The organism is Undibacterium sp. 5I1 (assembly GCF_034314085.1).
Lineage (GTDB): Bacteria > Pseudomonadota > Gammaproteobacteria > Burkholderiales > Burkholderiaceae_D > Undibacterium.
This window is the reverse complement of sequence record NZ_JAVIWI010000001.1, coordinates 2,532,447-2,556,803: the sequence shown is the minus strand read 5'-3', so window position 1 is coordinate 2,556,803 and position 24,357 is coordinate 2,532,447. Positions and strand designations below refer to the sequence as shown.

The following is a 24,357-nucleotide window of genomic DNA, read 5'->3' as shown; positions in this document are numbered from 1 at the left end:
TCTATATGTTTATTTGCTAAATTTTTAGATAAATAAAATATTATTTGCCAGGCAGCATGCGCTGGAAAATACCGTCTTTGTTGATGATCAAATGTTTAAACGCTGCAGCTACGTGTAAGCAAAATACGACGAATAAAATCTTCGTCAAAATCTCATGCAGATCTTTCAAAATCGGTTTGAGTTCAGCGTTAGGGCCAATAATCGTGGGGAGTTGGATTAAACCTAAATACACCACAGGGTAGCCCGCAGCGGATGTGTAGAAGTAACCCGACAACGGAATGGCAAACATCAATATGTATAGCAGACCATGCAAAGCGCTGGCCGATTTTTTTTGCCAGCCTGGCATGCTGTCTGGGTAAGCTGGCACAGTGCTAAAGAGGCGCGTCAATAAGCGTGTTGCAACTAGACCTAAGATGGTGACACCCAACCATTTATGCCACGAGAAATATTTTAATTTGGTCGGACTAAACGACATGTCTGCCATCACATTGCCCAAAATAAAAGCCGCGATGATCAAAATGGCGACTAGCCAGTGTAAGAGAATGCTAGGACGGCTGTAGCGTTGCATTTCTGTTCCCTGTTAAAAAAAGCAATTATGGCAATGGAAATTAGTTCGGACTAGAACTAAATTGGAGGCAATATATCAAAAAAAACCGGAACGTGCAGAACACTTCAATTATCTTGAGTAGATTAGTCGGCAAACCGCTTTTTTCCTATGAATTTTAAATTTAAATTGTCGCTTTGGCATTTGTACTTGAACCCAGATTTTCCATTAGACCGCTACCACTTCGCAGAAATCCAGAGGGCGTGCGGTCTTCAGAGGGATAGTACGACCGCGATTTGAGTGGGAACGCTACAGCGACAAGTGTGCCTTTGGCGAACTGCTTGGCGTTGTTGCTCCTCCTAGCAAGATGCAGCTTGCGTCGTCGTCGCGTCTAGCCAGTCAGTTCGCCAAAGGCACACTTGTCGCTGTTCCAATGGAAAATCTGGGTTGAAATCGGGACTAACTTATTTTGAGTCATGTATGTCCCCTGTATTTCTCCCAAGCGATAGCGATCGAATAGAAAATCTGGGTTAAAGCCAAAATAAAAAATGGCGCATTATTTTTGCATATGCGCCATTTTTTTGCCGTTTGTCGTATCTGTCTAAATCGCTTTCGCCAATTTCGCAGCAATACCGATGTAATTTGCTGGTGTCATTTCTAACAGCAAATCTTTGGCTTCTTGTGGAATTGCCAGACCGGCGACAAACGCTCGCAAAGCCTCTTTAGAAATCCCTTTGCCGCGTGTCAATTCCTTCAATTGCTCGTAAGGATTTTCTACGCCATAACGACGCATCACCGTTTGCACTGGCTCTGCCAAAACTTCCCATGTTGCATCCAGATCGCTGGCTAAACGCTCGTGATTGGTTTCTAGCTTGTTTAAGCCACGCAGGCAGCTATCGTAAGCGAGTAAGGTGTAACCAAGCGCCACGCCGATGTTGCGCAGGACGGTGGAATCCGTCAAGTCACGCTGCCAGCGCGAGACTGGGAGTTTTTCAGACAAATGTTTGAGTAGTGCATTCGCTAACCCCAAGTTACCCTCGGAATTTTCAAAATCAATCGGATTGACTTTGTGCGGCATGGTGGATGAGCCAATTTCGCCCGCCTTAGTTTTTTGCTTGAAATAGCCAACTGAAATGTAGCCCCAGATATCACGATTTAAATCCAGCAAAATCGTATTTGCACGTGCAAAGGCATCAAACATTTCTGCCATATAGTCATGCGGTTCGATCTGAATGGTGTAAGGGTTATAGACCAGACCTAGGCGTTGCTCAATTACGTTTTTTGAAAAACTTTCCCAGTCATGCTTGGGGTAGGCTGATAAATGTGCGTTGTAGTTGCCGACCGCGCCATTCATTTTGCCAAGGATTTCTACCTGGGCGATACGTTGCGCAGCGCGTTGCAAGCGAGCTACGACGTTTGCCATTTCCTTGCCTAATGTGGTCGGGCTGGCAGATTGGCCGTGGGTGCGGGATAACATCGGCACGTCGGCGTTGGTGAGTGCTAACTCTGTTAATCGTGTGATCAGATTTTGTAAGGCAGGTAGCATGACGCCGTCACGCGCACTCTTGAGCATCATGCCGTGCGAGGTGTTGTTGATATCCTCTGAGGTACAGGCAAAATGGATAAATTCTGCTGCCGCTTTTAATTCTTGTGTGATTGCCGTATCAATGGCCAGCGCGCGTACTGGCAGATGGCCGTAGCTATCTGGTAATGGTAATCCTACCGACTCTTTCAGCCAGTATTCCACTGCTTTAACGTCATGATTGGTAATTGCTTCAATCGCTTTGATGCGCGCTGCATCTTCTTCAGAGAATTCGCTGACGATTTTTTCCAATAAAGCATTAGCCGCGGTCGAAAATGGTTTGATTTCAGCGAAGCCTGCTTGCGACAAAGCTTGTAACCAGGACACCTCAACTTTGACGCGATGATGCATGAAACCCGATTCGGACAAAGTGGCGCGCAGCGCATTAACCTTGCTTGCATAACGGCCATCAAGCGGGGAAAGGGCAGAGAGTGTGGAAAGAGACATGATTTTGGGATTGAAGTAACGGATTAGGTGAAAAAGCGAAGAACAGGAGGTTGAATCGTCAAAAATAGATAATTGCATTGCGCAAAAAACAACAAAATGACGCGCTGGGCGATATAATCCAATTTTGTCATTCGGGTGCCGAAACAGCAGATTTCTTAAGGATTTTTGCTATTTTTTGCGCAGAATGCCCGATTTTACCACTAGCCCGCACTCATTACACTGGTCTTGCAGTCACTGTCTATCTGCATCCTTGAGGGTATAGACAGACGGCAATGCTATAATTTAGCCTAATAAATTCACAAAGTGCCTATGAAACTGATTGGTTCCCTCGGAAGTCCCTATGTAAGAAAAGTCCGCGTAGTGATGGCGGAAAAAAAGCTCGACTACACGTTGGTATTGGAAAATGTCTGGGCAGCAGACACCACAATCCAGCAATCTAATCCCCTGGGCAAAGTACCTTGCCTGTTGATGGAAGATGGCGGCGCTATGTTTGATTCGCGCGTCATTGTTGAATATCTCGATACCCTGACGCCTGTCGGCAAGCTGATTCCGGTCAACGGACGTGAGCGTGCTGAAGTCAAATGCTGGGAGGCTGTGGCGGATGGAATTGCCGATGCTGCGATTTTAATCCGTCTGGAAAAAACGCAGCGGCCAGAAGCCTTGCAAAGCGCCGATTGGATTGCACGCCAGATGAGCAAAGTGACAGAAGGCTTAAAATCAATGTCCACGGGCTTGGGCGATGCACCTTTTTGCCTGGGCACGCATTTGACCCTGGCAGATATCAGCGTTGCATGCACCTTGGGTTGGTTAAGTTTCCGCTTCCCAGAGATTGACTGGCGCGGTGATTATCCCAACTTAGCGAAATTATTTGATAAGTTGTTGGAGCGTCCGTCATTTAAAGAGTCACTGCCGCAGTGAGCTAGTTTCTAAGCTACGTTAAAAAAACACGTATAAAAAAGGAGGTAAAAGCGTTTAAGCTTCTACCTCCTTTTTTTATAGTTTAAAAATGTCTGCCGTCGACAAGTTTCTATAAGACATCCTAAAACTAAATTATTAAAACTAACTTATTCCGCGTCCAGCATTTGCGCTTGCAGATAGTTTTGCAGGCCAATTTTTTCGATCAACTCTTGTTGAGTCTCCAGCCAATCGATGTGTTCCTCGGTATCGTCGAGTATCATTTGGAATAAGTCGCGCGATACATAATCGCCAACTAATTCGCACGTTGCAATACCTTCTTTAACGGTCTTTTGTGCTGCAGTTTCTAGCTTCAGATCACATTGCAGCATCTCTGGCGTGTCCTCGCCTATCATCAGCTTGTGCAAGGCTTGTAAGTTTGGCAGGCCACCTAACATCAGGATACGGTCTATCAATTTATCGGCATGTTTCATTTCGCCAATCGATTCTTGATATTCCTTCTTGGCGATTTTTTCAAAACCCCAATGCTTGTACATACGCGCATGCAAAAAATATTGATTAATTGCGCTGAGTTCATTGGTTAGCTGCGCATTGAGCAGCTTAATAACCTTGGCGTCACCTTTCATTGGGACCTCGAAATAGTTTGTTTGCAGGAGTTTGCAGTATAAGCGTATGTACAACGTTTGTACGCTAGTTCTGATTTTTTAACCCAGATTTTTCATTGTGACAGTAATAAGTATAGCTTTGAACGATGCATGTCATTTACGTTGCTACGAAGTGATAGCGGTCTAATAGAAAATCTGAATTTTATTATACTCATAGTGAGTATATTTTAATTGTCCATATGTTATTTGGACGATAGGATGTTTTTATAAAAAATAACGGGGAGTATATTGATATGTAGGAGATTGCGCTGGCGTATATCGGCATGAATATCGGCATTAAACAGATTTGCTGTGATGCAAATCCGACGCGAGGCGAGGGCGCAAATTAACTGTTTAGTGAGAAGCTAATCACGGCCGTTGCCAGCATCATTAATGGTTTGCCGTCTTCTACATAGGGTTTAAACAAGGCGCGCGAGATAGCGACGCGTGCTGCTTCGTCAAGGCGATTGGAGCCTGAGGATTTTTGAATCTCCACTTTTTCTGCACGCCCTTTTTCGTTCACTAAAACACGTAAAACGACTTTGCCTTCTTCTCCCATTCTTCTGGACAGTGGCGGGTAATCGGCTTGCGGCGCTTGTATATATTCCACCCCGGTGACTACTTTAGGTAATGCAGGTGTCGTCGGAACGACTGGTGCGCTGGTCTCCACCGCGATTTGGGTATGTTCTTGTGTTGGAGGGATGTTGGTAGTCTGAACTGATGGTGCCGTACTCGTCGCTACCATCACCTCAGGCGTCGGCGCGAAAACAGCTTGGTAGGGCATGAGTTTAGGCATGCTGATTTTAGGTTTCGGTTGCTCCGGTGCTGGCTCATTCGTCGCCACTAGGCTTACCATCAGCTCTTTTGGCAGAATCTGCACCGCGTTATTGAGCAAACCTGCATTCAACGCATAGATTAATCCGAGGTGCGCCAGTACGATGCCAAGGATTGGCAACATACGATGTAGCGGTCGTTGACTTGGATTGGAATAGTCCATGGAAACCATTGTTGAGGTATTGCTAAACATTCATATCTCGTTTAATTGGGCATTACGCATTACCGTACAAATATTAAGCCGCCAGCGCCTGCGGCTGAAAGCGTATTGGATGAGGCTGTTGCGCTTTGTTGATCGAAGAAACTACCCCAGATGATTGGCATTCACGCAGAATACTACGCGCGCAACTGGCGCATTTGCCGCAGCAAGTGCCAACATCTAAATGCGTGCGCAGCTCAGACATCGTGGTTAAGCCCGCTGCCACTGCATTGCGCACTTTCTTTTCAGAGACGTTATTACAAACACAAACGATCATGAAAACCTCTGGTAATAAAATGGTAAAAATGAATCTACTAAGTTCAAAATGTTCTACTAACTCTCTACAAATAAGTCAGTAAAAAATTCTTTTATCCGCTACCTGCTACCTGCTACCTGCCACCAGACGCGTGAACAAATTGATTCGTCCTTGCGGTGGCAAACTTCTTTCAACTAAGCCCGCCCATTGTTCTGACAATTGCTGGCAAGTGGCTCTTAATACCGGTGCCAGATCAGGTAATTCTGCCAGCGCTTTTAAATGTCGTTCTATTACCGATGCCAACTTCAGGCACGCACCGCCATCTTTATTTTGTACTGAACTCACCGTGTAATGCGACATCAGGTGCAACACGGCAGAGACTAATAATTCTGGCTGGGCCGGTTTGCTGGCAATCTCAAAAAAATCTGGATTTATGCTGAACATCAAACGCTCCTCGTAAGGTTTGCTTGGCTTGCTTTGCATGTCGTCCGGCATCGCTGGCTTAAATCGAATTACTCTTGAAATGCTGAGTTAGCTATCTACTACTGCCTAATAACTAAATTACGCCGTCAAGATCAATTTGTTCAACTGGGTTACACGTAAGCGATAAATTCTGCCTTCATGATCAATTTCGACTTCACGCATCTGATGCATGAGTTCCTGACTTTTAAGACGGACGATTTGTTTTCCATCTTTACCGATGTTGCCACTGGCGGGGCTAGATGCAAGTCTGTTGTTTTCAGCTTGGTCAGCATAAGAGAATTCAGCCATTTTTCCTCCGCAAATATTAATGAGAACAATTCTTGTTTAGATTATTGTCCAGCCATTGAGAATTTGCAAGCTTTTTTAAAGAGATTGCCTATCTCAAGCATTGTATTTATTGAAGGCTTACACAAAATCGTCCCGGCAAAGGCGTAGCGATGACGACAGTACTTTGGTACGACTATTCGCTGTAATGCTTTAGGGGGCGTAAGTCCTATGTTGGTCAATAACTCAATATTTTGTCGTTCTATGCCTCATATTCCACATTTTGTCGGATGCTGCTTCGATCAATTTTGATGGCTTGTTACTATGTGTTCAACAACTAGCTAGTCTTATTCACATCCTTAGTTTCAACAATAATTTCATTCTCAGGAGCCATCATGCGCCGCCAGTTACTTAGTATTGCCGCACTTACTTTCAGCTTATGTGCTTACTCTCAGGCGACTTGGGCTGCATCGAGCGAGTCTTCTAGTAGCCCTTCAGTCAACATCACGATTAGTAAAGAATTGCTTTCTAAGCATGTCCATATCGAGCATAGAAAGAGCGATTTAAATTTTGCCTTGGTGCGCAACGCAGCTGGGGTTGATTCGATCTTTTATTGCGATTCTAGCGACGTTAGAAGAGTAGAAAAATTGAAGTCATCGAAGAAAATTGACTTCCTCTGGTTTAAACAAGCAGGCAAAACTTATCTGGTACAAGACCCCGCCATATTGACCGCCGCTAATAATGCGCTTAGAGACGTTTATCTATATAGCGGCCAGATGACGCAGTTAGGTCTGGAGATGGGCGCGCAAGGCGCAAGCATGGGTGCTTTGGGCATCAAAATGGCAGCTTCTGTGTTTATGACTGACTCGGGCAAAAAGATGGATGCCATTGGCAAGCAGATGGACGACATGGGTAAGCAAATGGATGCTTTTGGGAAAAAGATGGAGAACTTAAATACTCAGGAAGAAGCTGCCGCCAACGCTGCCGTACCTGGCATGCTCAGCATTTTTCAGGATGCACTGGCATCCGGCAAAGCGACTGCACTTTAAGGTCTTGTGATTACGGTTTAATGCGTTTAATGCGCTTAACGATTTTTGAGTAGCTTAGCGTTAGCAGGATGGTCTGGAGTTTTACATGTTGATAAATATACTCTCAATGAGTATATTTAAACGTCCAGAGAATCATTGGGCTATAAGGCATTTTATTGAAAATAGCAGGGGAGTATATTGATTTTTATGGTTTTACTGCTCGATTTTAACTACTATAAATAAAAAACTCGTTCTTGGCTGACCCCATGAACGAGTTTTTTATTTACATCCCTCAGCTTGTAGTCCTTGCCGTTCTATGAGGGATCGATTGATGCCCTGATCTTATTCCCCATCATTTCTCCCATATTCACCGCGCCGGCAGATTGCCAGCCAGAATTAAATTCAATCGCATTTTCCGGGAACAATAAGACCACAGTAGAGCCGAGCAAGAAGCGCCCCATCTCTTCGCCTTTTTTGAATTGAATATTTTTATCTGTATAAGTCCACTCACGCACTTGTTTGGTTCGCGGCGGATTCACCACACCATGCCAGACGGTAGACATGCTGCCTGTGATCGCTGCACCGACTAAGGTCAGGATAAACGTGCCATGAGCTGATTCAAATACGCAGACGACCCGCTCGTTCCGCGCAAACAGGCCAGGCACACCCGCTGCCATCACCGGATTAACAGAGAATAAATCACCCGGCACGTAAATCATGCGCGTTAGGCGACCGTCGCAAGGCATATGAATCCGGTGATAGTCGCGCGGGCTAAGATAAATCGTAGCGAAGCTCCCTTTGTTGAAAGCTGCCGCTAATTGACTATCGCCGCCGACTAGCGCAGTCGCAGAATAGCTATGACCTTTCGCTTGAAAGATTTGCCCCTGTGCAACCGGCCCAAACTGACTAATTGTGCCATCCACCGGACAAACCCAGGCAGCGTCGGCGATAGGGCGCACGCCATCGCGCAGCGGGCGAGTAAAGAATTCATTAAAGCTAGCGTAGCTGCTGATATCCGGATTAACAGCCTCGCTCATATTCACTTTGTACTTACCGACAAACCAGCGAATGATGCCTGTGGTGATGCGACCCGCTTTGGCATTGGCAACATGGCTACCAAACTCGGTAATCGCCTTTTTCGGCAGTAAATATTGTAATAAGACGGCGAGACGATCAGGCACGATAAATCAACCATAGCAAATAAGATGGGGGATTATAGCGGTGACTGCGTTGTAAGTGAGCATAAAGTGAGCACAACTTAATCTAAAGTCAGCTTCGCGTAAACCGTCATCCGTATGATTTTTGTTTTTAAGCACCTGGAAAATGATTCCTCTGATGCCAAGAGATTGTCACGCGCATGTCTTGTGGCGTGCCTAACATTACATACGTTTTAGCTAATTGATGTTTAGTTAAAATCTATTGGATATTTAAAATTCATAGTGATATACTGCGGCGCACGATGACTAAATCATTTCGTTTAGATATTTTTTACACTACCAATCAGGAGAAAGTTATGAAAACTGTAGGTCAAAAACTCGACGCATTCAGCGTACCAGCAGCTAAGCCAGGTTTTAACCATCATGAAGAAAACGGCGTATCCGCTTTCGAAACGATTACTGAAGCTTCCTTCCCAGGTAAATGGAAAATCATCTACTTCTACCCAAAAGATTTCACATTTGTCTGCCCGACAGAAATCGTTGAATTCGGCAAACTGACAAATGACTTCGCTGATCGTGATGCGATTTTGCTGGGCGGTTCTACTGATAACGAATTCTGCAAATTGGCATGGCGTCGTGAGCACAAAGATCTGGACAAATTGAATCACTACTCTTTCGGTGATTCCACAGGTTCTTTGGTAGACATGCTGGGTGTACGTGATGTCAACGCTGGCGTTGCTTTGCGCGCTACTTTCATCGTTGATCCAGACAATGTCATTCAACACGTTTCTGTCAATAATCTGAACGTTGGCCGTAACCCGACAGAAATCCTGCGTATTCTGGATGGTCTGCAAACAGATGAGCTGTGCCCATGCAATCGCACAGTTGGCGGTTCTACACTGTAAATTGAACGAGGACATCTCTGCGTCCACGGTCATCAATAAAACCCGCTGCGGCGGGTTTTAAAATCATTGAATAATAGGAAAATACTATGGAATTTCTTAATTTAATTAAAAATGCCATTCCCGATTATGCGAAAGACATTCGTCTGAACATTGATGGCACAATCGCCCGCTCCAGTTTGGAAGGCAATGATGCAGTCGGTGTCGCTCTGGCCGCTGCATTTGCTGCAAAAAGCAAGTTCATCATCGATGCCATCAAAGGCAGTGGCGCGATTACGCCAGAAGAACTCAATGCAGCGCTGACTGCATCTGCCTTGATGGGCATGAACAACATCTGGTATCCCTATCTGGAGATGGCCGATGATGCAGATTTGAAGACGCAACCGGCGCAACTCCGTATGAACGCTTACGCCACCAATGGCGGCGTAGATAAGCGCCGTTTCGAAATGTACGCACTGGCAGCCTCAATCGTCGGCAAATGTCATTTCTGTGTGAAATCACATTTTGAATTGCTGAAAAAAGAAGGCATGTCCGCCGTACAGTTGCGTGATGTTGGCCGTATTGCCGCCGTCATTAATGCCGCTGCTTTGGTGATTGCCGCTGAGTAATTAGTTGGTTTTATAAATAAAAATGGCAGCCGATATGGCTGCCTTTTTATTTGGCACAGGAGTTCTACATACGTGTTATCCCAATTCATCTGGACAGTTGCCAAGCCTTGTTACAAGCAGAATCAAAAAATCCCCATGATTGGACGGAGCCGTCAGCTTTGTATAGGTAGAATCTGTCTCTGGGCATTTCTGCTAAACGCAGGAGAAATCTGCCTTACCATGTATGTTGATGTTTGAGTTTAATCACTCGATGCAGTTTGTTTTATTTTTTTGAAAAATAAGCTAATCCGGTAGGTGAGTCCAATAAGCAAGTCCGTGAAGTTAGTCCAATAAGTTAGTCCAACACAGTTCACCACTACCGCCAATGCCAAAGTCTTTTTGTTTTTCGATGCCACGATTATTTAGCCCTGATGCGATCTCCAAGTTAGTAGCAGCGTCACTCGCTTTTTTCTGTATTTCTGCAGCGGCGCAAAGTCCCTTGCCTACGGCGGTGGAGCTTGCTTTAAAAAAAGCAGGAATACCTTCGACTGCTCTGGGTATTGTCGTAATGCCTGCCAGCGGCGGCCCTGCGACAATGGCGCAATTTGCTGATACGCCTGTCAGTCCGGCCTCTACGATTAAATTGGTGACGACACTTGTCGCACTGGAAGAATTGGGGCCGACGTTTCGCTGGAAAACACAAATTCTCAGTGAGACGCCGATCAAACAAGGTGGATTGCCAGGCGATTTAAATGGCGGATTATTTGGAGATATTTATCTGCGTGGCGGAGGTGATCCCAACTTTACCTGGGATAAATTAGCATTCATGTTGCGTAGTTTGCGGTCGCAGGGTGTGCGCAATATCGTCGGTGATATTGTGCTGGATCGCCATTATTTTCAGCCAAGTCGTATGGATACCGATGCAGTGCAATTTGATGAAAAACCGGATACCTATTACAACGTGATACCGGATGCGTTGCTGGTGAACGGTAATTTGTCGACCTTCGATATTGAGTCCAGCACAGACAGCATCAAATTACAAAGCTCACCTCCGATGGCTCAAGTAGTGATTAAAAATCAGCTGCGTCTGGACAACAAACCATGCGCTAGTTGGGACAATACCTGGATGCCGCCTACGGTAGAAACCGATAGTAACTATACGACTAGCATCACGTTTTCTGGAAGTTTTCCACGTAATTGCAAAGCGACCAAATACACCAATCTGCTTGATCGCAATCGCTATATCGAACATCTGATCCGGCAATTGTGGCAAGAACTGGACGGCACCTGGATTGGCCACGCCAAAGAGGGTATAACGCCAGCTACTGCGAATGTGTTGGTCGAGCGGCAGTCAGAAACGCTCGCCGATACCATCAAGATCGTCAACAAACAATCAGATAATCTAATGGCACGTCTGCTATATCTGACTTTGGGAGTAGAGTTTTCTGATGCTAAAAATTATGCAACCAGTGCGCAGGCGGCAGATGCACATATACGCCGGTGGTTTGTAAGACAGGGTATTGGTACGGAGGGTCTAATTCTTGACAATGGTTCTGGCTTATCCCGCGCAGAAAAAATAAGTCCAAAACAGTTAGCTGGCTTATTGCAAGTAGCGGCACGCAGCAATTGGTTCCCGGAATTTGCGAGCAGTTTTCCCATCGTCGCAGTTGACGGCACCATGCGAAAACGTCTGAAAGACAGCGCATTAGACGGAAGGGCGCGTATTAAAACAGGTAGTTTAAAAGATGCGGTAGCGATCGCTGGCTATGTCAAAGACAGACAAGACAAACTGTGGATTATCGTTGCCATTATTAACGATAAAAAAGCCGACAGGGCGCGTCCCGTTCTGGATGAATTGATTTTGTCGATTGCGCTGTAAGTCCATGGTTACACGAGTGTAAAGTAATTTTGTCGCATCTCTATCCTGCGTGATCATTTGTTTTAATCGCCACTTCAAACGTTGCCACCAAGCGGCGCACGCCATCTGTCACATGACTGCATGATAGGGTTGCCCCGCTGATATTTTTAATATCCTCGTCTAATTTAATGGGGTCTGCGACGCTTTTTCCTACAAACTGGGCCCGCCAACGTTGATCACGAACGTGTTCGCCGTACAGTTCGCGATAGTCCATAATTTCGACACCGAGTAATTTCCCTTGAGTAGAAATGGCAACTGCATAGGTAATTGCATCATGCTTGCCGGTGACTTCATCAATCAGAATGTAGCCTTGTAAGCCTTGTGCAGAATGCGCCTCCCACAAACGTATTTGTGAATCCCGCACTCGCACATTGGCATTGTTTGCGATTGCTTTACGTTGCGCCTGTGTCAGTAAAAAACCTTTTTCTTTGTACTCAGTGGCGAGTGGAAATAACACATGCTGTACTTGCTCTTGAGTGTGATATTGCACCGCATATGCAGGTTGAGCAATCGAGGTTATTACTAGGGTTGGTAGCAGTATCCATTGCTTGGGCGACAGGACTGGCTTCACTATTGTGTTCATTGTTTAATCCGCGCGTCAGCGTTCTAAGATTCACAAACGCTGACGCTTAGATACGTTTTGAAAGTCCGTAAACTTTAAAAGTCAGTAAAAATTAGTAAAATTAAAAAGATAGCCCGGCCATAATGCGAACTATATGACGTTCGCTAGATTTATAAACGCGACCATCAACCAATTCGTCCTTGGCGGCGAGGGAATAAGCTGTTGCCCAAGGCATTTGTTGCATGTAGCCAGCCGTGACAAAGAATTTCTTTCCTGCGTAGTGAATGCTGGGGCCCGCAAACCAGGCAGAATAATCACGTTTACTTTTGCTGAATGTATAGTCACCTTCCCATACTCTTTCATTCCGGATCTCTAGTCCCGCGCGCCAGCCAGGTGCAAATCGATACGACGCTCCTCCACTGATTTCGAGCTTAGTTTCTTTATCTACGTTGACCCCAGACCATTTTTCGCGCTCTAATTCGACGGCCACGTTGGCGGCAAGAATTAGATCGTCTTCCAACAGATTTTTTTGTAGCAGTAGTTTTAATTCCAGCTCTTCCGTCTTCTCGCCTAATGTTGCTTCTACATAGCCGGCCAATCCAATTCGGTCTTTGTAAGGACTTAAAAATTGATAGATGGACTCTACAGACATACTTTCAAAATCAGATTTTTTGTATAAGGAGGAGGGCAGCGGCAATATCTCGGCAAAAGGTACATAGGGGCCAGCAGTTACGGGTCCACCACCGGAGACCTCGTCGCCATCGCCTACTGTCGTATAGTTATTGCGTGAAGCTGTCGAGTTGTTATTTTGTGCTTTGACTGAGTAAGCATTGGCGTATAACGACACAGTCCAGCGGTCAGTCACGCCGTATTCAAATTCAGTACGAGTCTGGGAGAGTTGGTAAGTACCTTGGGAGCGTTTAGTGCGGAATGTGACCCATTGTTCTACTTCTTTTGCACCCTCTGGCAAAGTTTCGGCCAAATAAGTATTAGTGAAGATTGCTTCGCCAGCGTGAACGGCTGGAGTGACTAAAAAACTGCCTGCGAGGAATGCCATCAGTGTGAATGACGAGGATCGCAAATTATGTTGGAGATTTTTCATATGGGAATTTAAAAGGAGTGTGGGATCAGCCAGCAAAGCGCAAGGAGCCGAATAGGCCGTCGGTTTCATCCGCGGGGCCCGCAGAGAAATACAGTGCATTACTGTCCCCCAAGCTTTGCCCGTTACCGAACAAGATATTCCACAAGCCTTGTATTTTGATGACATTGCCCTTGGTATCTCGCATGTATTCAGTGGCGCGCTTAGTCGTCGTATTAAAGCCAACCAATGTCCCGTCGGAAAAATTACCGACGATGAGTTGATTGGAGAACGGACCAAAATTTGCTGGTGCTGCAACCACCGCCCAAGGGCCGTTCAGCACGCCGCGGTCATCCCAGACTGCAATTTGTTGCCCTGTGACGCTGTACTCCACCAGCCGTCCACGTCCGCGTCCCGAGCTCTCTACAGCAGGCAATAACGCACCTTTATTATCGTGATCTTCTTGGGTGTTGACATACGCGATGAATACCGAGGTCTTGCCTGCATATGTCACCGTTTGAATATTAAACGGCACCAGATCGCCGACCTTAAAACCACTTGTTGCAATAAACGGATTGGCAAAACGACCGCCCAATGCTTCTTCCTGGAAGCTGGTGTTGAAAATACGGATTGTCGGGGTGGGATTGGCACCAAAATCGACGACGAACAATTGATCTTCTGCTGGATTGATCGCCAAACCAAAAAAAGAACTGCCTTGATCGCCATAGTCAACCATAGACAGTGCATCACCTGAGCGATCAAAGCTGCCATCCGCTAATTTGCGCTCTGTCCAGGCAGATAAGACACCGTTGTCGGACACAAAAATGAATTTGGCCGGGCCTGTAATTGCGCCATTGGGATGATCTTGGGTAATCACAAAATTGTTGCCACCATTGAAGACGACGCCATTACCTGCGCCACCATTTTCGCCTGATGCGGGCAGGGCAACTTTTTTTAAGCTATCCGTCATTAGGGGTTTGCCGCCTACATCACCTAGATATTCGAAGGAGTTACCCATGCCAGTAACCCAGAAATGGCCACCCGCACCCGCCGGGCGAATAGCCAGACCCCAGGCGTCAACCAGCTCTGGCTCGACAATTTGCGGCGCGTATTTAGCCGAGTTGGCAACCAGATTAGTTTGCTTATAGGAGTTTGCGACCGATACGGTTTCGCCGCTGCCGCCACCACCACAACCACTTAACCAGAGTGAAGAACTCACGATTGCACTGGTTTTTAAGAATGCCCTACGTTGCATGTTATTCCCTTGTCGTTTTGTAATATTAATATCATTATTAAATAATAATCGTTCTCATTATCGTTTGCAATTAATATTTGATCTACGTACAATGCGGAACATATTTTTTTACTTTTGTGGGAATTTCTTATGTTTGATAAAGCTCGTAAAGTTCGCTATTTGTCTTCTTTTGCACATCAAAACTTATTTAGCTTGAAACCACTATCACTTGCTCTATCGACGGCGATAGCGCTGATTTACCCGGCGATCGCCTTTTCCGGTGAGATAGCAGATGCTGGTAATCCGGCAACTGAATTACCAGAAGTGGTAGTGAAAGGTGTCTCAGGCAACGAGCAAAGTACAGAGAAAACCGGTGCGTATACAGCGCGTAAAAGTAATTCGGCGACCAGACTTGATTTATCTTTGCGCGAAACTCCGCAATCCGTCTCCGTTGTCACACGCGCTAAAATGGATGACTTTAAGCAAGTCAATATCAACGATGTGCTTGGCAACACGACTGGTGTGTCAGTAGAAAAAGTAGAAACCGATCGCACTTATTACATGGCGCGTGGTTTTGATATCACCAATTTTCAATACGACGGCATAGGCGTGCCATTCACTTCCGGCAATGTGACGGGGGATATCGATACTGCGATCTATGATCGTATCGATATAGTGCGTGGCGCAAATGGTTTGATGTCGGCAACCGGTAATCCATCTGCGACGGTCAACTTTATTCGTAAGCATCCGACATACCAGTTCCAGGCATCGACGGGTTTAACGCTGGGATCGTGGAATACACGCCGTGTAGATGCAGATATTTCCGGTGCGTTGAATGCCGCTGGTACAGTGGCTGGCCGCTTTGTTGTGGCAAAGCAGGCAGGTGATTCTTACCTGGATCGTTACTCGCCGGAGAAGACCGTTTTTTACGGCATTGTTGAGGCAAATCTGGGCGATGCGACGGTATTAAGTATCGGGCATTCTCATCAAAAGAGTGATGCAAAAGGCGGCATGTGGGGTGCACTACCTCTGTATTACACCGATGGCAGCCCAACGAATTACCGGATTTCTACCAGCACCGCGGCAGACTGGTCGCGTTGGGTGACACAGGACGACCGCAGCTTTGTGGAGCTCAGTCATCAGTTGAATAATGACTGGCAAATTAAGGCGGCATTCAGCCGTAATAAATCCACCGCAGATTCTAAGCTGTTTTACGTTTATGGCACGCCGGATCGCAGCACTGGATTGGGTTTATATAGCTACCCATCTTTGTATAACTCGGACAATACGCAGACATTATTTGATGTGGCAGCGTCGGGCAAATTCAATTTTGCCGGACGTCAGCATGACCTTAGTTTTGGTGTCAACTGGTCTAAATCGAAGATGGATGATATATCGCATTATGGGGTAGGGATTGGAACGGCCTTACCTGATATCAGCAACTGGACTGGCAATTATCCTGAACCTGCTTTTAATGCCTCGATTGAGGGCAGTGCTTATGAAGATAAGCAGCAAACGGTATTCCTTGCGTCGCGCATCAATCTGGCGGATCAATTTAAGCTCATAGCCGGTGTCAATGTCACCAAAGCCGACAGCACGGGATTTGCTTATGGCGTCAGCAGTCAAAAATCTGCCCGTAACACGACGCCTTATTTGGGCTTGGTGTACGACATAGCGCCTAACGCATCAATCTATGCCAGCCATACAGAAATTTTTAATCCGCAAAGCGAAATTGATATCAATGGTAAGACCCTCGATCCAGTCAAGGGCAAGAGTGATGAGCTTGGATTTAAAACCGAATTGTTTGATCGCAAACTCAATCTATCTGCCGCGCTCTTCAAGACGCAGCAAAACAATGCAGCGGAGCAGGCGGGCTATGTCGGTGCTAAAGCCTATTACAAAGGGATTGATGCCGAGTCACAAGGGCTGGAGCTGGATGCTTCTGGTGAGATTGCCAAGGGATGGCAAGTCAGTGCAGGCTATACGCAGTTGACGCTCAAAGGTAGCGATGGGCAGGATGTCAAAACCTATGTGCCGAGAAAATTATTCCGTATATCAAGCACCTACCAACTACCTTTCTTGACGCAGGCAAAAGTGGGTGCCAGCATGAATTGGCAAGCAGATACTTTCCGCGATGAAGGTGCCGGCATTGTGATTCGTCAGGCTAGCTATGCCGTCGTCAATCTGATGGCACGTTACGACGTGAACCCTAAGCTGAGTATTTCTGCCAACTTGAACAATATCGGCAATCAACAATATCTGACCAGTTTGTATTGGAGTCAGGGCTATTACGCAGCGCCGCGCAATGGCAGTGTGGCGATTAACTGGAAATATTGAGTCGTATTCTTCATATTGATTCATACATAAGCCATGTTCATGCGCCCTTTGTTTGTACTATTGCACCGCTGGTTTGGACTGGCGGTGGCAATTTTTTTATTTATTTCTGGCCTGACGGGTGCTTTTATCTCATGGGATCATGAGCTGGATGCCTTGCTCAATCCGCGGTTATTTCACGCCCGTAGCGCGGAGAAAAACGACGGTACGAAGATGTTGTCGGGATTGGAGCTGGCAAATAGGGTAGAGGCCAGCGATCCTGCAATCTGGGTGACCTATGTACTAAATGAGGCAGAGCCAGGACATACCGTACAGATGTCGGTAGAGGGCAAAATTAATCCTGTCACTGGCAAGCCGTATGAACTCGGTTTTAATCAGATTGCGGTTGATCCGGTCAGTGGCGAAATACAAGGCAAGCGTCAATGGGGAGAGATTTCGCTGAGCCGGGAAAACCTCCTGCCATTTTTATACAAACTGCACTACACCATGCATATTCCCAATGTCGGAGGCATAGAGTTAGGTATCTGGCTGATGGGCATCATAGGCATGGTGTGGGTGCTGGATTGTTTTATTGCGCTGTACTTGTCTTTTCCAAACTGGCGCAGCTGGCGCAAATCACTGGCGTTTCGCTGGCGGCAAGGCGGACACAAACTGAATTTTGATTTACACCGTTCTGGCGGCGTCTGGGTCTGGTTGCTGTTACTGGTGCTCGCGATTACCTCGGTATCGATGAATCTCAACAGCCAGGTGGTTCGCCCGCTTGTACAATTGTTTTCACCCCTGAGTGCAGATGTTTTTGCGACGCGTGTACCACAAGCGCCAGATCGCCCCGTGTTGCCTTTGCTCAGCCGCGAACAAGTCATGCAACTAGCCCAAACCGAGGCGCAACAGCGAGGCTGGACTTTGCCAGCGGGTGGTGTATTTTATTCGCCCGCTTTTGGCGTTTATGGGGTTGGATTTTTTGAAGCCGGAAACGATCATGGCGATGGCGGCCTGGGTAATGCATGGCTGTATTTTGATGGCAGCGATGGTCATTCAGCCGGAGCGAAAATCCCCGGTAGCGGCAGTGCAGGAGACATCTTCCTGCAAGCGCAATTCCCATTACATTCCGGTCGCATCTTGGGCCTGAGTGGACGCATCTTTATCTCAATCATGGGGCTGGTCGTAGCGATGCTTAGCGTCACCGGCGTATTGATCTGGATTAAAAAGCGACGAGCCAGAAACATCCGGTAGTCATATCCTTCAGTTGATGCAAGAACCCAATATATTTACTTAAACTAAGCCAGGTGTTTAGTCGCATCTTTGGCTGGCTCGTCCGCACTAATACTAGGCTTGCGTACTGATGCTTGTGGTTCTTGATACATCCACGGCAGCATAAATTTAGTCATCTCCGATGCGGCATGCACGGGGGATTTAGATTGGTGTGCAACGGCGCTGCAAATTGCTTCGATCAGACAGAGGGCGGCACCTTCGGAGTTGGGTGATAGTTGTCGGGTAGTTTGCGCAAACAATGTCAGATTAGCGATAGATGCCAGTGGCGAGCGCGGTGCATCGGTTAATCCTAAAATCGGAACACCTTTTTCGCGCACTTGTTGTAGCAGCGTAATGACGTCTTCTGCATAGCGTGGGAAGGTGATGCCGATCACCAGATCGCGCTCAGTATATTTAAATAGTTGTCGTGCCACATGGGATGGGCCGCCCGAGCCAATCGTGCATTGGATCGTTTTGCAAAATGGCTCCAGTCCATGTGCCATCAATCCGCCGAGGAAGGCGCTGGCGCCGTAACCGACGATGTAAATACGCTCGGCATTGGTAATCATTTTGACTGCCTGATTACACATTTCAGGCACCAAGGCGCGGCGCGTGTTTTCCAGATTACTGATGTCTTCATTTAGCGATCTGGCGATGACTTCGGTGCTGGTGGCTGCGCGCTGCACTTCGTTACGCAGATTATCAATCGGTGCCAGCATGGCTTCAAAACCGTATACCAGTTCCGAGCGAAATTGCGGGTAACCATCAAACCCTAAAGCACGTGCAAAACGGTTGGCTGTTGCTACCGAAATCCCAACCGCGTTGGCCAGTTCATCAATCGACATCGTCGCCGAGCGAAACACATTGGACAATACATAATCAGCAGTTTTTCTATGCGATTTAGATAAATGCATATACACCTTGCCGATGCGGGTATTAACAGTACCACCTAGTGCTTGAGTGTCAGGACGGTTCATGGTCGGCGGTTATATTTTTAGGGAGTGGAAGATCAATGTAATTTCGTCGATTTAAATTGGAAAGAGATAGATTCGGTCAAATTTGAGTTTCTCTGGTTGAGAGATCAAACAAAGCCCAAGTTTTGGTCTTAATCAAATTTAAAGCAAATAAAATTTAGCCACTAACGATTCTAACTAAAGTTAGCAGAATTTTATTCTTAAATTTTGAATATATGAAAAATAATATTAATTATTTGCTTGATCAGCGAGCTTTGTTTTCGTCGCATTAATCGGACATCCTAAATATACTGTCATGTGTATATTTTGGATGTCCATAGAGTATAAGGAGGGTAAGCCATATTTACTATAAAAACAGGGGGAGTATATTTATTTAATAGGATGAAAAGACTCCGCCTGCGCCAGTGGCCAGTAGGTGGCAAAGACTTCTGGGCGCTCGCTCAGACGGGATTCATCCAGCAGATCGCCTGGGTTTAAGTAAGGCAGTAGCGCTGATACCAGTTTGACCTGATCGGACGACACCCTGCGTACCAAATGATACGGACGTAATTCGGAGGGATGATTTAATCCCGTTGCCGCGATCAGTTCTGCCAAGGCTTTTAGAGTATTTTGATGGAAATGCATTACACGTTCTGCCTTGTCCGGCACAAACAAGGCACGTTGGCGCAGTGGATCTTGGGTTGCCACACCCGTAGGACAGCGGTCGGTATGACAGCTTTGTGATTGAATGCAACCTAGCGCAAACATAAAGCCGCGGGCAGAATTGCACCAGTCAGCACCCAGCGCCAAAGTCCGCGCAATATCAAATGCGGTGATGATTTTGCCGGAGGCACCGATTTTAATTTTTTCGCGCAAGTTGGTGCCGACTAGCGTGTTGTGTACCAACAGCAGCGCCTCTTGCAAAGGTACGCCGACATGATCGGTGAACTCAATTGGCGCTGCGCCTGTCCCGCCTTCGCCGCCATCCACCACAATAAAATCGGGCGTGATGCCAGTCGCCAGCATTGCCTTCACAATCCCAAAAAATTCCCAAGGATGGCCGACAGCAAATTTAAAACCAGTCGGTTTTCCGCCAGATAAATTGCGTAACTTATCGATGAAATACAGCATCTCGGTTGGTGTAGAAAAAGCGGAATGCGAGGCTGGCGATACGCAATCCGTTCCGGCGGGCACACCGCGTGCCTCGGCAATTTCTATCGTTACTTTAGCACCGGGGAGCAAGCCGCCATGTCCGGGCTTGGCACCTTGCGATAATTTCAGCTCGATCATTTTGACTTGCACCAGCGTGGCACTGGCGACAAAGCGTTCTTCCGAAAAACTGCCATGCTCGTTGCGACAACCAAAATAACCCGAGCCAATTTCCCACACTAAATCGCCGCCGGGATCATTGTTGTCTGCGGGGCGATGATAGCGGCTGATACTGCCTTCGCCTGTGTCATGCATAAATCCACCTTTTTGCGCACCTTGATTTAAAGCGCGGATTGCATTGGCAGACAAGGCACCAAAACTCATAGCCGAGATATTAAAGACGCTAGCCGAATACGGCTGCAAGCGATCGGCACCGATGGTGATACGGAAATCGTAAGAGCCGACTTTGCTCGGTGCGATGGAGTGATTGATCCATTCATAACCAGCCTGATACAGATCGAGCTGCGTACCAAAAGGGCGCTTATCTAAATCTTGTTTTGCCCTTTGATAAACGATAGAGCGCTGGTTGCGTGAGAACGGATTGGCAGCGCTATCTTCCTCCAAAAAATACTGACGTATTTCCGGACGGATCGCCTCGAAGATAAAACGGAAGTGCGCAATGATCGGATAGTTGCGCAAGATCGAGCGTTTGGTTTGCACCAGATCGGCAATCCCAACCGCGGTCAGTGCGCCGGACAATACCAGCAACCACCAACCCGTATGGAACAAATCGATCATTAAGATCGACAACAAAAATATAACGCTGACAGTAATCAGGGTGAGGTAACGCGCAAGGTGCATCTTCGTCTCCAAAATGAACTCGGTGGTATCGCATCGGAGTGTACAACGGAGCAAGAAAATGGGTTGGACTGCTTCGCAAGAGGGATGCAATAGTATCTGCAGAGCGCTTGTGCTTTGCCAATATTAATTCATATTATTCGTTTTTTTAACGCAATTGAATTGCATTATTTTTGTCCTAATTTGAGGCTTAATTGAAACAATTTGTAAAATTTTCCGATGTCGTTTTGGTTGACTCCTTGGACGACGCACATTTAGTTTTACACTTAATCTGGATTCTAGTAGTTTATTCAGAGACGGTAGCAGGACGAATTCACTTCGGTTTTAATAACTAAGCCATCTAATAACTAAGCCATCATTAAAGGAAAAATAAAATGACGATCGCGCAACGCTTATATTTGTTAATTTTTTCTGCTTTTGTGGGACTCGCTACGCTGACAGTTTTTGGCTTTGCCCAGATGGACAAAGTGTTTGACGCCGCCAATTACGGAAATGTTAAAACTGTCCCTAGTATTATTGGGTTAAATGACATAGCTAAAACTGCACTTTTGATGCGTGTACAAGTCTGGCAGTACCTTCAGCAGACGGATGTAGAAAAGAGAAATGCATTAGAAAAAAAATCAAAGATGAAGATATCGAAATCAATCAATCTTTTGATAAATACGAGAAGGAATCCGTTTCCAATGAAAAAGATAAGGCTTTGCTGGATGCAGACCGTCAAGCATTTAAAGCATATGGTAGTTTGCGCGATAACTTAATTTCCATGGCTCAGAGCGGCAAAGGGGAAGAAGCGCAAGTAGAGTTACTCGGTAACGCGGACGTGGCTAATAAGGTAACCAGTAATCTTAACGAGCATGCAAAATTTAACGAATCTCTTGGAAACGAGAGAGCAAATAGTGCTGTCGTCGCTCGCAAAAATGCTTTTAATTTTTCTCTCGTGATTTCTCTTTTGGCAATTATTGTGGTGACAGGTCTGGGCGTGTGGGTCACTAAAGTGATCGTGAACGCGATCCACGAGGCGATCAATATTTCAGAAGCAGTTGCAGCAGGAGATTTAACAACCGACATCAAAATCACTTCCAATGACGAGATGGGCAAACTGCTGCAAGCGCTGAAAAATATGAGCGATAGTTTAAAAAATATCGTCGGCGAGGTACGCACCGGAACAGACCAGATCACCGCCGCCTCGACTGAAATCGCCACTGGCAACCTGGATCTATCCTCCCGCACAGAAGAGCAAGCCAGCTCACTGGAAGAAACCGCCTCCTCCATGGAAGAGCTCACCAGCACTGTCAAACAAAATGCGGACAATGCCCGCCAGGCCAACCAGCTCGCCGTATCGGCTTCTGAAGTGGCGACCAAAGGCGGTAATGTCGTCTCCCAAGTGATTCAGACCATGAGCGAGATTAACGACTCCTCCAAAAAAATTGTCGACATCATCGGTGTGATAGACAGCATTGCTTTCCAAACTAACATCCTCGCACTCAATGCTGCAGTAGAAGCCGCCAGAGCCGGTGAACAAGGGCGCGGCTTTGCCGTCGTCGCCTCAGAGGTACGCAATCTCGCACAGCGCAGCGCCTCCGCCGCCAAAGAGATCAAGACACTGATTGATACCTCTGTCGAGAAAGTCGATACCGGTACCAAACTGGTTGATCAGGCTGGCCTGACGATTCAAGAAATCGTACAAAGCGTCAAACGGGTTAGCGACGTGGTGAGCGAAATCAGCGCCGCGACCCAAGAACAAACTGCCGGAATCGATCAAATTAATATCGCTATTACACAGATAGACGAAACCACCCAACAAAACGCCGCGCTGGTCGAACAAGCTGCTGCTGCTGCCGCCTCGATGCAAGAGCAAGCGACTAACCTGACCCAAGTCGTCAGCGTCTTTAAGATCAATAGTGTCAATAGTGCAAAAAACATAGTTGGCAGCTACAGCGCAGGCACTACAACAAAAGCAGCCGTAGTCAAACCGGTAGTACATCCTGCCAAAGCACAGAAGCCCAAAGTAGCAACTTTTATTAACCGCCCTGTGTTGGGTATCACAAAAATCAATGGGCAGAAAACGACGTCTGATGCCAAGGTCGATGAGTGGGAAGAGTTTTAATTCGTCTTTTGTGACAGATTTTTAAATTTTTCCCAGTTCGATGTTTATGCAGGACTTACGCAAAACCGACCCAAAGCGTTACGGCACCGAGTCACCGTAAGTTATCTCGGTAACTTAGATGCTAAATAGGGTAATCGTCAATGCGTGTTGCTGGGATAATTTTACGTCAGTCCTATATGTTTATTGTAATTGGATCTTGAAACCATTTATCTCCCCATCTAGATCGGAATATAAGAATGCGACCTACTCATCTCCCCATCTGTCTGCTCGCTCTGCTCAGTTGTTGCGTCTATGCTTACGCTGATGATGGTGAGGTTACGCCGTACCGTCCCTCGGTATCGAGTCCAGCACAATTACCGTTTCCAGGACAATTAGAACTGGAATTGGGTCTGCTTAGCACCAGGCAAGATGGGACCAGACGAGATAGTTTGCCTTACCAATTAAAGCTGGCGTTTAATCCGCAATGGGGGGTGTTGATCGGCGGTGAGGCCATAGTTTCATCATCGGATGATCAGGGCAACCGTGAGCGCAGCTTGGGTGATACCACGCTGGTATTAAAGCGTGCCTTCTTGATGAATGACGATACCGCATTTGGACTGGAGTTTGGCGTCAAAGTCCCCACCGCTAAAAATACGATCGGTAGTGGCAAAACAGATTACAGCGTGAATGGGATTTACAGTAAAGACATCGGCAAACTGCATATAGATGCCAACCTTAATTTTACGCGTTTGGGCTTGGTCGATCCCGGTACTGCCAGAACGCAAACAGGTATTTCAACATCCGCATCACTAGCCGTCACTGAAAAATGGGGTATCACGGCAGAACTCAGCGGCACACGCAGACGCGGCACCGACGACACTGCCCAAGCTTTGGCTGCATTAACCTACAGCCCGAGTAATAAACTGACGATTGATTTTGGTTTTGCCAAAGGCTTGAATAAGGCATCACCAGATTTGTCTTTATTCACCGGATTGGTTATGCCGCTGGCAAAATTGTGGTGATTTTGTGTAAGTCTTACCAAATCTCTTACTTGGTTTTAAATAAAGATAATGTCATGGAGATTACTCTTTA

General features: G+C 46.5%; 23 protein-coding genes. 10 read left to right on the top strand and 13 right to left on the bottom strand.

The window, feature by feature from the left end; genetic code table 11:
* Positions 1 to 40: 40 nt before the first annotated feature.
* Together RGU72_RS11275 and purB are read right to left on the bottom strand one after the other, a co-directional pair.
* Positions 41 to 568 (bottom strand): cytochrome b, encoded by a 528-nt coding sequence (locus RGU72_RS11275; RefSeq protein ID WP_322119815.1) that lies wholly within the window; start codon positions 566 to 568, stop codon positions 41 to 43.
* Between the two features lie 577 nt (positions 569 to 1,145).
* Positions 1,146 to 2,573, bottom strand: a complete 1,428-nt coding sequence (gene purB, locus RGU72_RS11270) for an adenylosuccinate lyase (protein ID WP_322119813.1) — start codon at positions 2,571 to 2,573, stop codon at positions 1,146 to 1,148.
* Positions 2,574 to 2,882: 309 nt separating this feature from the next.
* Between purB and RGU72_RS11265 the strand changes: the two genes are divergently transcribed.
* Positions 2,883 to 3,491 carry a glutathione S-transferase C-terminal domain-containing protein gene (locus tag RGU72_RS11265; RefSeq protein ID WP_322121625.1) on the top strand — a complete coding sequence of 203 codons (609 nt, stop codon included), beginning with the start codon at positions 2,883 to 2,885 and terminating at the stop codon, positions 3,489 to 3,491.
* A 146-nt stretch (positions 3,492 to 3,637) separates the two neighbouring features.
* Here the strand turns inward: RGU72_RS11265 and bfr are convergent, their stop codons facing one another.
* The 5 genes from bfr to hemP form a co-directional block, all read right to left on the bottom strand.
* The gene (gene bfr / locus RGU72_RS11260) at positions 3,638 to 4,114 is read right to left on the bottom strand and encodes a bacterioferritin (protein ID WP_322119811.1); all 477 of its coding nucleotides are present in this window, start codon (positions 4,112 to 4,114) and stop codon (positions 3,638 to 3,640) included.
* A 364-nt stretch (positions 4,115 to 4,478) separates the two neighbouring features.
* Complete coding sequence (locus RGU72_RS11255; protein ID WP_322119810.1) at positions 4,479 to 5,159, bottom strand: TonB family protein; 681 nt, start codon at positions 5,157 to 5,159, stop codon at positions 4,479 to 4,481.
* A 43-nt stretch (positions 5,160 to 5,202) separates the two neighbouring features.
* On the bottom strand, positions 5,203 to 5,442 hold the full coding sequence (locus RGU72_RS11250) for a (2Fe-2S)-binding protein (RefSeq protein ID WP_322119809.1): 240 nt from the start codon (positions 5,440 to 5,442) through the stop codon (positions 5,203 to 5,205).
* Positions 5,443 to 5,547: 105 nt separating this feature from the next.
* Positions 5,548 to 5,865: a hypothetical protein gene (locus tag RGU72_RS11245; protein ID WP_322119807.1), complete on the bottom strand. Its 318-nt coding sequence runs from the start codon at positions 5,863 to 5,865 to the stop codon at positions 5,548 to 5,550.
* Between the two features lie 117 nt (positions 5,866 to 5,982).
* Entirely contained in the window at positions 5,983 to 6,192 is a 210-nt protein-coding gene (gene hemP / locus RGU72_RS11240; RefSeq protein WP_322119806.1) for a hemin uptake protein HemP, read from the bottom strand.
* Between the two features lie 371 nt (positions 6,193 to 6,563).
* On the opposite strand from hemP, the gene RGU72_RS11235 reads away from it, so the two are divergent.
* Positions 6,564 to 7,217: a hypothetical protein gene (locus tag RGU72_RS11235; RefSeq protein ID WP_322119805.1), complete on the top strand. Its 654-nt coding sequence runs from the start codon at positions 6,564 to 6,566 to the stop codon at positions 7,215 to 7,217.
* A gap of 293 nt (positions 7,218 to 7,510) precedes the next feature.
* On the opposite strand, the gene asd is transcribed toward RGU72_RS11235, so the two are convergent.
* Positions 7,511 to 8,377 (bottom strand): archaetidylserine decarboxylase, encoded by an 867-nt coding sequence (asd, locus tag RGU72_RS11230; RefSeq protein ID WP_322119803.1) that lies wholly within the window; start codon positions 8,375 to 8,377, stop codon positions 7,511 to 7,513.
* Between the two features lie 332 nt (positions 8,378 to 8,709).
* Between asd and RGU72_RS11225 the strand changes: the two genes are divergently transcribed.
* The 3 genes from RGU72_RS11225 (at position 8,710) to dacB (ending at position 11,721) form a co-directional block, all read left to right on the top strand.
* Positions 8,710 to 9,258 carry a peroxiredoxin gene (locus RGU72_RS11225; RefSeq protein ID WP_322119802.1) on the top strand — a complete coding sequence of 183 codons (549 nt, stop codon included), beginning with the start codon at positions 8,710 to 8,712 and terminating at the stop codon, positions 9,256 to 9,258.
* An 86-nt stretch (positions 9,259 to 9,344) separates the two neighbouring features.
* Complete coding sequence (locus RGU72_RS11220) at positions 9,345 to 9,863, top strand: carboxymuconolactone decarboxylase family protein (protein WP_322119801.1); 519 nt, start codon at positions 9,345 to 9,347, stop codon at positions 9,861 to 9,863.
* Positions 9,864 to 10,251: 388 nt separating this feature from the next.
* Positions 10,252 to 11,721 carry a D-alanyl-D-alanine carboxypeptidase/D-alanyl-D-alanine-endopeptidase gene (gene dacB, locus RGU72_RS11215; protein ID WP_322119800.1) on the top strand — a complete coding sequence of 490 codons (1,470 nt, stop codon included), beginning with the start codon at positions 10,252 to 10,254 and terminating at the stop codon, positions 11,719 to 11,721.
* Between the two features lie 40 nt (positions 11,722 to 11,761).
* Here the strand turns inward: dacB and RGU72_RS11210 are convergent, their stop codons facing one another.
* The 3 genes from RGU72_RS11210 to RGU72_RS11200 form a co-directional block, all read right to left on the bottom strand.
* Positions 11,762 to 12,343 carry an FMN-binding protein gene (locus tag RGU72_RS11210; protein ID WP_322119799.1) on the bottom strand — a complete coding sequence of 194 codons (582 nt, stop codon included), beginning with the start codon at positions 12,341 to 12,343 and terminating at the stop codon, positions 11,762 to 11,764.
* Positions 12,344 to 12,443: 100 nt separating this feature from the next.
* Positions 12,444 to 13,424 carry a DUF6662 family protein gene (locus tag RGU72_RS11205; RefSeq protein WP_322119798.1) on the bottom strand — a complete coding sequence of 327 codons (981 nt, stop codon included), beginning with the start codon at positions 13,422 to 13,424 and terminating at the stop codon, positions 12,444 to 12,446.
* A 25-nt stretch (positions 13,425 to 13,449) separates the two neighbouring features.
* On the bottom strand, positions 13,450 to 14,655 hold the full coding sequence (locus tag RGU72_RS11200) for a TIGR03118 family protein (RefSeq protein WP_322119797.1): 1,206 nt from the start codon (positions 14,653 to 14,655) through the stop codon (positions 13,450 to 13,452).
* Positions 14,656 to 14,784: 129 nt separating this feature from the next.
* Here RGU72_RS11200 and RGU72_RS11195 point away from each other — a divergent pair, with 129 nt between their 5' ends.
* Entirely contained in the window at positions 14,785 to 16,971 is a 2,187-nt protein-coding gene (locus RGU72_RS11195; RefSeq protein ID WP_322119796.1) for a TonB-dependent siderophore receptor, read from the top strand.
* Between the two features lie 39 nt (positions 16,972 to 17,010).
* On the top strand, positions 17,011 to 18,201 hold the full coding sequence (locus RGU72_RS11190; RefSeq protein WP_322119795.1) for a PepSY-associated TM helix domain-containing protein: 1,191 nt from the start codon (positions 17,011 to 17,013) through the stop codon (positions 18,199 to 18,201).
* A gap of 44 nt (positions 18,202 to 18,245) precedes the next feature.
* Here the strand turns inward: RGU72_RS11190 and RGU72_RS11185 are convergent, their stop codons facing one another.
* Positions 18,246 to 19,196 (bottom strand): MurR/RpiR family transcriptional regulator, encoded by a 951-nt coding sequence (locus tag RGU72_RS11185; protein ID WP_322119794.1) that lies wholly within the window; start codon positions 19,194 to 19,196, stop codon positions 18,246 to 18,248.
* Positions 19,197 to 19,562: 366 nt separating this feature from the next.
* Positions 19,563 to 21,182, bottom strand: a complete 1,620-nt coding sequence (locus RGU72_RS11180; RefSeq protein ID WP_416200119.1) for an FMN-binding glutamate synthase family protein — start codon at positions 21,180 to 21,182, stop codon at positions 19,563 to 19,565.
* Positions 21,183 to 21,553: 371 nt separating this feature from the next.
* Here RGU72_RS11180 and RGU72_RS11175 point away from each other — a divergent pair, with 371 nt between their 5' ends.
* The 3 genes from RGU72_RS11175 to RGU72_RS11165 all read left to right on the top strand — a co-directional run bounded on the left by RGU72_RS11175 (position 21,554) and on the right by RGU72_RS11165 (position 24,287).
* The gene (locus tag RGU72_RS11175) at positions 21,554 to 21,937 is read left to right on the top strand and encodes an MCP four helix bundle domain-containing protein (protein WP_322119793.1); all 384 of its coding nucleotides are present in this window, start codon (positions 21,554 to 21,556) and stop codon (positions 21,935 to 21,937) included.
* On the top strand, positions 21,880 to 23,286 hold the full coding sequence (locus tag RGU72_RS11170) for a methyl-accepting chemotaxis protein (protein ID WP_322119792.1): 1,407 nt from the start codon (positions 21,880 to 21,882) through the stop codon (positions 23,284 to 23,286). Before RGU72_RS11175 ends, RGU72_RS11170 begins: the two co-directional genes overlap by 58 nt.
* Before the next feature lie 236 nt (positions 23,287 to 23,522).
* Positions 23,523 to 24,287: a transporter gene (locus tag RGU72_RS11165; RefSeq protein ID WP_322119791.1), complete on the top strand. Its 765-nt coding sequence runs from the start codon at positions 23,523 to 23,525 to the stop codon at positions 24,285 to 24,287.
* Positions 24,288 to 24,357: the final 70 nt, after the last annotated feature.